At 64.7% G+C, this 9,345-nt stretch carries 8 protein-coding genes; 4 read left to right on the forward strand and 4 right to left on the reverse strand.

Translation table 11 applies throughout. The features are described from left to right. The 3 genes from ACFE70_RS19725 to ACFE70_RS19735 form a co-directional block, all read left to right on the forward strand. Window positions 1–435, forward strand: a 435-nt coding sequence (locus ACFE70_RS19725) for a hypothetical protein (RefSeq protein ID WP_375419501.1), incomplete at its 5' end; no start/stop codon positions are given. Between the two features lie 127 nt (window positions 436–562). Further along, a complete protein-coding gene (locus tag ACFE70_RS19730; RefSeq protein WP_375419502.1) occupies window positions 563–922 on the forward strand; it encodes a GIY-YIG nuclease family protein in 360 nt (119 codons plus the stop codon). Between the two features lie 156 nt (window positions 923–1,078). Beyond that, the gene (locus ACFE70_RS19735; RefSeq protein WP_375419503.1) at window positions 1,079–2,566 is read left to right on the forward strand and encodes a glutamate synthase subunit beta; all 1,488 of its coding nucleotides are present in this window, start codon (window positions 1,079–1,081) and stop codon (window positions 2,564–2,566) included. Between the two features lie 502 nt (window positions 2,567–3,068). On the opposite strand, the gene ACFE70_RS19740 is transcribed toward ACFE70_RS19735, so the two are convergent. Next, window positions 3,069–6,011, reverse strand: coding sequence for a S8 family serine peptidase (locus ACFE70_RS19740; protein WP_375419504.1), 2,943 nt, complete (start codon window positions 6,009–6,011; stop codon window positions 3,069–3,071). A gap of 183 nt (window positions 6,012–6,194) precedes the next feature. Here ACFE70_RS19740 and paaN point away from each other — a divergent pair, with 183 nt between their 5' ends. After that, entirely contained in the window at window positions 6,195–7,862 is a 1,668-nt protein-coding gene (gene paaN / locus ACFE70_RS19745) for a phenylacetic acid degradation protein PaaN (protein WP_375419505.1), read from the forward strand. Between the two features lie 239 nt (window positions 7,863–8,101). Here paaN and ACFE70_RS19750 read toward each other — a convergent pair whose 3' ends face one another. The 3 genes from ACFE70_RS19750 to ACFE70_RS19760 all read right to left on the reverse strand — a co-directional run. Next, window positions 8,102–8,386: a hypothetical protein gene (locus ACFE70_RS19750; RefSeq protein ID WP_375419506.1), complete on the reverse strand. Its 285-nt coding sequence runs from the start codon at window positions 8,384–8,386 to the stop codon at window positions 8,102–8,104. Window positions 8,387–8,415: 29 nt separating this feature from the next. Further along, a complete protein-coding gene (locus ACFE70_RS19755; RefSeq protein WP_375419507.1) occupies window positions 8,416–8,727 on the reverse strand; it encodes a hypothetical protein in 312 nt (103 codons plus the stop codon). Between the two features lie 214 nt (window positions 8,728–8,941). Beyond that, window positions 8,942–9,345, reverse strand: a 404-nt coding sequence (locus ACFE70_RS19760) for a hypothetical protein (RefSeq protein WP_375419508.1), incomplete at its 5' end; no start/stop codon positions are given.

Genomic DNA, 9,345 nt, shown 5'->3' on the forward strand with positions numbered 1-9,345 from the left:
GCCACGTCGGGCGAGCTGTTCGTGCGCGGGCAGGCCGGCGAGCGGTTCGCGGTGCGCAACTCCGGCGCCACGGCCGTGGTAGAGGGGGTAGGCGACCACGGCTGCGAGTACATGACTGGCGGCCGGGCACTCATCCTGGGCCAGACCGGCCGCAACTTCGCCGCCGGCATGAGCGGCGGCATCGCCTGGGTCTACGACCCGACCGGCGTTTTCCCCACTAACTGCAACCCCGAAATGGTGGAGCTGGACCCGCTCGACGCCGACGACGAAGACCAGATTCAAGCCTTGTTGCGCCAGCACGTGGACCTGACCGGCAGCCAGGTAGCAGCGTTCCTACTGGGCAACTGGAATGAGGAAGCCAGCAAGTTCGTGAAGGTGTTTCCGAGCGAGTATAAGAAGGTGCTGCAAAAAGCGCAGTATGCGACGGTGGGGTAAAAAAGGCCGTCATGCAGAATGCAGCGCAGCGGAGTGAAGCATCTCGCGTGCAGCACTAATTAACGGCAACCAACGATTGAATTACTTCCCCACGCGAGATGCTTCACTCCGCTCCGCTGCGTTCTGCATGACCGCCTTTTATCTCTTCTACTATATCACAACCATTAAAATCACTCTCGTCGTGTACGTCTACCTGCTCACCAACCCCAATCGCACGGTGCTCTATATTGGTGTGACGAACGACTTGAACCGCCGCTTGCATGAACACGGCACCACCTTGGGCCATACCGGCAAATTCACCGGCCGCTACCAAACCAATCTGCTCGTTTATTTTGAGCTTCACCCCGACCAAGCGCAAGCCATTGCCCGCGAGAAAGAGCTGAAAGGCTGGAGCCGCGCCAAGAAGGAAAAGCTGATTGCCGGCTTTAATCCGACCTGGGAAGCCCTTGATTTAGAAACCTGGGCCGGCGAGCTTAATGACAAATAAGAACGTCATGCAGAGCGCAGCGAAGCATCTAGCGGGCGCCGTTATGAGGAGTAATCCAGCTGCCTGAACAACGATTGAATTAGTTACCCGAGCGAGATGCTTCACTCCGCTGCGCTGCGTTCTGCATGACCGCCTTTTATCCTACCTGCCACCAACATGCCCCACCCTACCGGCTTCAAAGAATTCGCCCGCGAGCTGCCGCCTAAGGCCGCGCCGCAGGAGCGCGTGGCCCACAACCGCGAGTTTGTCGGCACCTACTCGGAACCCCAACTCACGCAGCAGGCGGCGCGCTGCATGGACTGCGGCATTCCGTTTTGCCACGCGGGCTGCCCGCTGGGCAATATCATCCCGGAGTTTAACGACGCGGTGCGGGTGCAAGACTGGGCTGGAGCCTACGAGATTCTGAGCGCCACCAACAACTTTCCCGAGTTCACGGGCCGCATCTGCCCGGCGCCGTGCGAGTCGGCCTGCGTGCTCAGCATTCACAGCAACCCGGTGGCGATTGAGGAGATTGAGAAGCACATCATCGAAATCGCCTTTGCCAAGGGCTACGTACAGCCGACGGCGCCGGTCCTGAAATCGGGCAAAACGGTGGCCGTGGTCGGCTCCGGGCCGGCGGGGCTGGCGGCGGCGGCGCAGCTGGCCAAGGCCGGCCACCTGGTCACGGTGTTTGAGCGCGACGAGCGGCCCGGCGGCCTGCTGCGCTACGGCATCCCGGATTTCAAGCTGGACAAATGGGTCATTGACCGCCGCATCAAGCTGCTGGAAGACGACGGCATCGGGTTTCGCTGCGGCGTCGAAATCGGGCGCGACCTGCCGGCCGAGGAGCTGACCCGTGACTTCGACGCGGTGGTGCTGGCCGGCGGCGCCAGCGTGCCCCGTGATATGAACATCACGGGCCGCGAGCTGCCCGGCATTCATTTCGCGATGGACTACCTCACCGGGCACAACCGCCGGGTGAGCGCCCTACCCCCCCTCGGCGAGTCAACCAGCGAGCGGGAGGAAATCTGGCTGGAAGGGCAGGATGTGGTGGTCATCGGCAGCGGCGACACGGGCTCCGACTGCGTGGGCACGGCCAACCGGCAGGGCGCCCGCTCGGTCATGCAGTTTGCCCTCATGCACCAGCCCGGCACCGAGCGCCCGGCGCATACGCCCTGGCCGGCCGAGCCGCACATTTTCCGCAGCAGTACCTCGCACGAAGAAGGCTGCCAGCGCTACTGGGGCGTCAACACCAAGGCTTTTCTGGGCGACGAAAACGGCCAGCTCCGGGCCCTGCTCGTGAGCGAAGTGACCTGGGAAACTGACCTGATGGGCCGCCGCCTGCGCTTCGAGGAAATGCCCGACTCCAACCGCGAAATCCCCTGCCAGCGCGTGCTGCTGGCCCTGGGCTTCACCGGCCCGCGCCGGGAGGGTTTGCTCACGCAACTGGGGGTAGGGATGGATGAGCGCGGCAACGTGCAGGCCGACGACCGCGCCTACCAAACCAATCGGCCCAACGTGTTCGTGGCCGGCGACATGCGCCGGGGCCAGTCGCTGGTGGTCTGGGCCATTGCTGAGGGCCGTGAGGCCGCCCGCCAGGTCGATGTTTTCCTGACCGGTAAAACAGCTTTGCCGAGCAAGAACGCAGTGGGCATGTTCAGTTGAAAGCGCATTCCCGGCCAGCAGCGAGGTCTGCGGATGTCTATTTAGCTCCGCGCTGCTCGGGAAGTGTGGCGCGGCACACTCCGCATCGGCGCGGGCGTATCTGGTCGGGCGCACCAACCGAAAGTCGCAATAGGTGAGCCGGGGCAGAAAACGCCACGAGCCGGCCGCGCGGCGCTCAATCCGCCTCAAAATAAGAGTTGTAGCGTATCGCGCCGGCTAGAGCACCCTACAAGTATTTGCGAGTGTTTGCCCAATTCTTTAATCTTGAGGAGCTTAGGAAGCAAACCAATACAAGCAGCAATTGTCAGATAATCTAGCCTATTGGCTTTCAAGACTGTACGAGATAAATGAATGTCCTTCTGAAGACCAAAACTTGTGATTTTGGTACTTGCTGCTGTAAGCGCCAGGCTTACAAGTAGCTGCAACAAATTATCTGGTTTTTTCCCTAAGCCCTTTCTCAAAACTCCTACCCCCCCTCCGCGCGCTCAAGGTCAGTTCACGCTCAGTTTAGGAGCACAGTTCGAGTAAGCACATCCGCCTGGCCCTGCGCCCGCAGCGTGTAGCGGCCGGGCGCCAGGCCCGCCACGCTCAGGCTAACCGAGCGGCTATCGGTGGCCTGACGCAGCACCAGCTGCCCCAGCGCATTGATAAGCTGTACTTCGCGCAGAGCGAAGCTGGCGGGTACTTCCACTTGCAGGCGGCCGGCGGCCGGATTAGGATAGACGTGCCAGCCTACCCCCGGCGCGGCCGGCCGGGCCGGCAGCAACTGCGCGTAAGCGGCCTGCGCGGCATCGGCGGCGGCTTGCAGCTCAGCTAAAGAGCTGGCGGCGAGCACCGCGAACACCACCGTGGCGGAATTGCCGGCCGCCAGCCGGCCCAGGCTGGCGCCTACTACCTGCGAGACATCCGCGCCGGCGGGCCCGCCGGCCGTGCGCGTGGCGCGGGTCGTGCCGCTGCTCAGCGTCCGGTATTTCTCAGCCCGGCTGAAGCCATCGGTGAAATATACGGGTGCCCCGGCCGGGGCGCCGTGGTCGATGGCGTAGGTAACGGCCGCGCCACCACTCAGCAGCCGCACGCCGGCGAATTGGCGCGGGGCCGGCACACTGTGGCAGTAGCCCAGCTGGCGCACCGAGTCCCAGGCGGCCACGTTGCGGCCGGCGTCGCCGGGCAGGTCCCAGTCCATAAACAGACCCGCCAGCAGCGGGTCGAGTGGCCCATCGCTTCCATTCTTGATGCTGTATTCCAGCAGCACAAAGTCGCGACGCGGGGCGGCGGTCCAGCTCTGGCCGCGCAGGCGCACCTGCACGCCCAGGCTCCTATCAGGATTGAGGGGGGGTAGGGAATCCTGAAAAAAGACGCGGGCTTCCTGGTCGGCCAGCGCGCTGCCGGCGCCGGGGCTGTTCAAAATTTGGCGGGCTTGGCTTAGGCTGAAGAATGACTCGCGCGCCGTGCCGCGGGGCGTGCCGCGCAGCCGGTCCGACACGCGGCTGGGGCTGGTGGCCAGCAGCAGGCCGCCCTCGCTGAGCAGCGGCGGCCCGTTCTTATAAGTTGCGCCCTGGCCGAAAAGGCCGTTGCTGTCGTAGCCCAGGTTGCCGCGGCTGGTCAGAGTCAGGGCCAGGTTGCCAGCGTTGAGGGTGACGTAGTCGGGATTCAGTGCCACGTCCACGAAGTCGTCGGACTGGTAGCCGCCGGCGGCGGTGATGCGGTAGCGCAGGGTGGCCGTAGCGTTGAGCGGCACGCCCTGCGCCGCCACGCGCAGCCGGAAAGGCGCCGCGGCGGGCACGCGTACGCTGTCGAGAGTGGCGAGGCGGCCGACCGTAAATTCGCCTTGACTTACAGTCACATAGGGTGAGAGCGAGGTCAGCGTCACTTGTACGTCGGTTAGCGTGCGCAGCAGATTCCAAACCGTGGCCCTGAGTTGCAGCTCCTCGCCGGGCGCGAAGCTGGCGCGGGCCGGCTGGAAGCGGCTGCCGACCACGCGAGCCTCGCGGCGGTCGGTTTCGCTCAGGGCGCGGGCCAGGTTGAGGCGGCCGGTGCCGAGGCGGCCGGCGTAGGCCGCGTTGCCGGGCAGCGTGTCGATGGGGTCGGCAGTCTGCCGCAGCTGGGCCGCCACCTGCGCCGCCGTCAGCTCCGGAAACCGCCCCCGCACCAGCGCCGCCGCCGCCGCCACCTGCGGCGCGGCCAGCGAGGTGCCGCCCACCGCGCTGTAGTCGGCGTCGGCCGGGCCGCGGCCGTTTTCGCGCTCGAAGCCGTAGGTGGTCAGTATGTCAAGACCCGGCGCCGTCAAATCAATGCGGCGGCTGAAGGTGGCGCTGGGGCTTTTCACGTCCTGGGCATTGACGCCCGACACCGAGATGACGTGCTCGTAAGAGGCGGGATAGAAGCGCAGGTCGGCGTTGGTGTTGCCGGCGGCGGCCACCACCACGGCGTTGCGCACCACGGCGGCGTAGGTAATTACGTCCTGCTCGAAGCGCGAGTAGCCGCCCGGCGCGCCCCAGCTCAGGTTGATTACCTGGCAGCCGTGGTCGGCGGCGTACACGATGGCTTCGTAGCCGGCAAACGTGCCGCCGGGCTTGGTGGGGTAGATGCTCAGGGGCAGAAACCGGCACCGGAAGCCCACGCCAGCCACGCCGCGGGCGTTGTCGGGCTCGGCGGCCAGCACGCCCGCCACCTGCGAGCCGTGCACCAGCGCGGTGGGCATACTCGCGGCATTATAGCCGGGGTCGTTGTCGTCATCGGCCAGGTCCCAGCCCTGAAAGTTGTCCACGTAGCCGTCGCCATCGTTGTCGATTCCATCCACCGGGTCGGCGTAGTTGCGCTTCACCTGGCGGCGCAAGTCCTCGTGGCTCAGGCGCACGCCGCCGTCGGTGAGGCCGATAACGAGCGTCGAGTCGCCCTTATAAATATCCCAGGCGCGGTAGGCTTGAATGGCCTTCAGGTAGTACTGGTTGCCGGCCGCCGTAGAGTCGGCACCGGGGTCGTTGGGCTGGTACTGGGCCTGCCGGATATAGAGCGGCTCGACGTACTCGACGGCGCCGGTGCTCAGCAGCACGGCCCGCGCCTTGGCCAGCGGCAGCGTGGGCGGCACCTTGATTTGGTAGAGCAGGCGCAGATTAATGCCGCCCGGCCGGGCCGGGTTGGGTGCCCGGCTGTGCGGAAATTTCTGGCGCAGGTTTGTCGCATTCAGCGCCTTTAAGGCGCCAGCCAATGCTGGAATCACGGGCGGGTTCCCTACCCCCCCCGCCGGCTCAAACCCCGGCTTGAGGCGCAGCAGCAGCTGGCCAGGGATGGTGGGCGGGGTGGGGGGTAGGGAGGGAGCGGGTGCACTGGCCACCGCCCTGGCTTTGGCCGGTGCCACGCCCGGCTGGGCCTGAAGCTGGGGCGCCGCGCAGACAAGCATCAGCAGCCAGAATAGTCGCCGAAAATGGGGTAAGCAAGGAAGCATAGGCAAGGCAAGTTGGCGGGATGTCCGTAAATTTAAGCCGCGCGAGGCAGGTTGAACGACGTAAGGTGTAGGGCTGGCCCCCGCCCGGCGTCCGCGCCGATGAATTACTAATTCAACGTCGGTCATTCACGCGCCGGGCGGGGGCCAGCCCCGCACCCTACTTTCCCACCCCTAATTCTTTACATGACTACCCTCACCACCAAGCATCAGCCGGCCCTCGACGCGGCCATCGACGCGCTGCACGGGCGCACGTTTTTCGCCGCCTTCCCCGAAAACCCCAGCCCCGAAATCTACGGCGCCGACGCCGACGCCCGCGGCCGGGCCTACTTCGAGCAGCAGCGCGGCCAGCACTTCACCGAGCTGCTGCAAGCCGAGCCCGAAGCCTGGGTCGGGCAGGAAGAGACGCCTTACGAGCAAGCCGCGCTGGGCATCAAATACCCGTTTTTCAGCCCCGAAACGCTGATTAGCCGCGCCCAAACTGCCTTCACCGCGTGGCGCAAGCTGCGGCCGGCCGAGCGCGCGGCCCTGCTCACCGAGAGCCTGGAAGGCATGAAGGAGCGGTTTTTCGACATCGCCTACGCCACCATGCACACCACCGGGCAGGCCTACATGATGTCGTTTCAGGCCAGCGGGCCCCACGCCGCCGACCGCGCCCTGGAGGCCATCGCGGCCGGCTACGAAGAGCAGACCCGCTTCCCCGAGGAGACGACCTGGGAGAAGCCGATGGGCAAATACAACCTGACCTTGCTCAAAAGCTGGCGCGCCGTGCCCAAGGGCGTGGCGCTGGTCATCGGTTGCGCCACGTTCCCGACCTGGAACTCGGTGCCGGGCATGTTCGCCTCGCTCGTGACGGGCAACCCCGTGATTATCAAGCCCCACCCGAAGGCCGTGCTGCCCATCGCCATCGTGGTGGCCGAGGTGCAGAAAGTGCTGGCTGAGCACGGCCTCGACCCCAACATCTGCCAGCTGGCCGTCGATGCCGACGACCGGCTCATCACCAAGGACTTAGCTGAGAGCCCGGCGGTGAAATTGATTGACTACACCGGCGGCAACCAGTTTGGCGAGTACGTGGAAGGGCTCAAGGGCAAGACCGTGTTCACCGAAAAAACCGGTGTCAACTCCATCATCCTCGACTCCTGCCCCGACCTGGACAAGGTGGCCCAGAACCTGGCGTTTTCGGTCAGCCTCTACTCCGGGCAGATGTGCACGGCGCCGCAAAACTTCTTCATTCCCGAAACTGGCCTGAAGGTGGGCGAAGAGCAAGTGCCTTATGAAGAAGTAGTTGCCCGGCTCTCCAACGCCGTGTCGGGCCTGGCGCAAAACCCCAAGGCGGCGCCGCACATCTTCGGCGCCATCCAGAGCTCGGCCACCCACGAGCGGGTGCAGCAGCTGGCCCTCAACGGCGGGCGCAGCATCCTGGCCCACGGCCCCGTGGACAACCCCACGTTCAGGAATGCGCGCACCTGCTCGCCCAGCATTCAGGAGCTGGACGCCTCGCAGGTCGAGCAGTTCAGTCAGGAGCTGTTCGGGCCCATTATGCTGATTATCAAAACAAAAGACACGCAGGAGAGCATCCGGCTGGCCGCGCAGCTGGCCCGCGAGCACGGCGCCATCTCGTGCGGCGCCTACACCACCGATGAGGCCATCAAGGAGCAGATTATGGACGAGATGAGCCTGGCCGGCACGCCCGTCAGCTTCAACCTCACCGGCAGCATTTACGTCAACCAGAACGCGGGCTTCTCCGACTTCCACGTCACGGGCGGCAACCCGGCCGGCAACGCCTCCTTCACCAACCCGGAGTTTGTCATCAAGCGCTTCACCTGGGTGGGTTTCCGCGAGCCGGTGGGGTAGGAAATTTGAGTTAAAAGTGGAGAGTTAAAAGTGGAGAGTTAAAAGTGGAGAGTTAAAAGTGGAGAGTTAAAAGTGGAGAGTTAAAAGTTAAAAAAGCTGGTCATCCTGAGCCCAGTGAAGGACCTTATCAGGTGAGAACGAGCCATTGTTACGATGGTCGTTCTCACCTGATAAGGTCCTTCACTGGGCTCAAGATGACCAGCTTTTTAGTCTATTGAATACCTGTTGCGGACGCTTTTTTACCGGTTTTTAGCCAGCGCCCGAACGGCTCGGTTGCGACCGCGCTTGCCGGTGGTGTAGTTGCGGTTGGCTTTGGCGGTGCGGAAGTTGGCCTGGTCGTGCACGCGCAGGTCGAGGCCGCTGGGGTGGCGCTCGCGGCGGAACGTAGCCTTGTTGTTGGCGGGCCGGGGAGTAGTGCGGCCGAGGCTGCGCAGGCGCGGGTTGGGCTTGCCCACGGTTGGCCGGCTCTGGGCCAGGGCCGGGCCCGCGCCGAGCAGAAATAGAAACAGAAGGACCTTGAGCATAAGCAGGGGGGTAGGAAGAAGTAAGACGCCTAAAGGATGTTCTTCAAATCGTCGCGCAGCACGCTAATGCCGTGCCGCACCTGGGCCCAGGCGCCGGGCTCGGCGGCGCCCTCGGCCGGGGCGGGGGCCCCGTGCAGCTGCGCGGCGAGCTGGGCCCGCTTGGCTTCGAGGGCGTTGGCGTGCTCAAGGTAGGTGGCTGGCGAGCCGGCCGCCGTGGCGTGGGCCCGCTGGCGCAGGGTCTGAATCTTGGCGTCCAGCTCTTCCAGCGCCTGGTGCAGGTCGGCGCTGCTCAGGCGCGGGGCGCGCTGGTGTTCGGGGGGAGGCGTGGAGTTAGTGGACATGGGGCGGGGTAGGGGGGGTAGGGAAAACTAAATCAAGCAGCATACTGGCTTTAGGCAGGAAAGGATGCAAGCCGGAAAGTGGAGCAGAAATGCGTAGGAAGAACGTCCTGCTGAGCATCAGCGAAGTATGTGGCTTTCAGTGATAACTCAATCGTCCGGTTTCGTTGATTACTTCTCCGGGCGAGATGCTTCGCTGGCGCTCAGCAGGATGTTCTCACTGCTCACTGCCAAATGCCCTGGGCAAGCCCGCCTCGCGCGCCAGCGGCGCGGCGCCCGACCGCCACAAGCCCGTCAGCACCGCATTGGCTTGGTCAGCCAGCTCCAGGTGGTAGTCTTCGTGCAGGCGCTGGGTTTGGCGCAGCGCCTCCTGGGTGCGGCGCACCAGGTGCTGAAACAGCGGCTGGGTGGGGCCGTGCAGGCGCGCCACCACCTGCGGCTGGTGCTCAAACACGTTGGCCAGCAGCCGCCAGCTCAGCTCGATTTCGCCAAAGGCGTCGCCCGTAATTTTGACGTGATACGCCAGCCGGGCCTGGAGCTGCCGCAGAATCACGAGCAGATCGTTAGGCGTCTGGTGGAAGCCGCGCACCGGGTCATCGACCTGCTGGCGCAGGCGCTGGC

It is taken from the genome of uncultured Hymenobacter sp. (genome assembly GCF_964243305.1).
Classification (GTDB): Bacteria; Bacteroidota; Bacteroidia; order Cytophagales; family Hymenobacteraceae; genus Hymenobacter.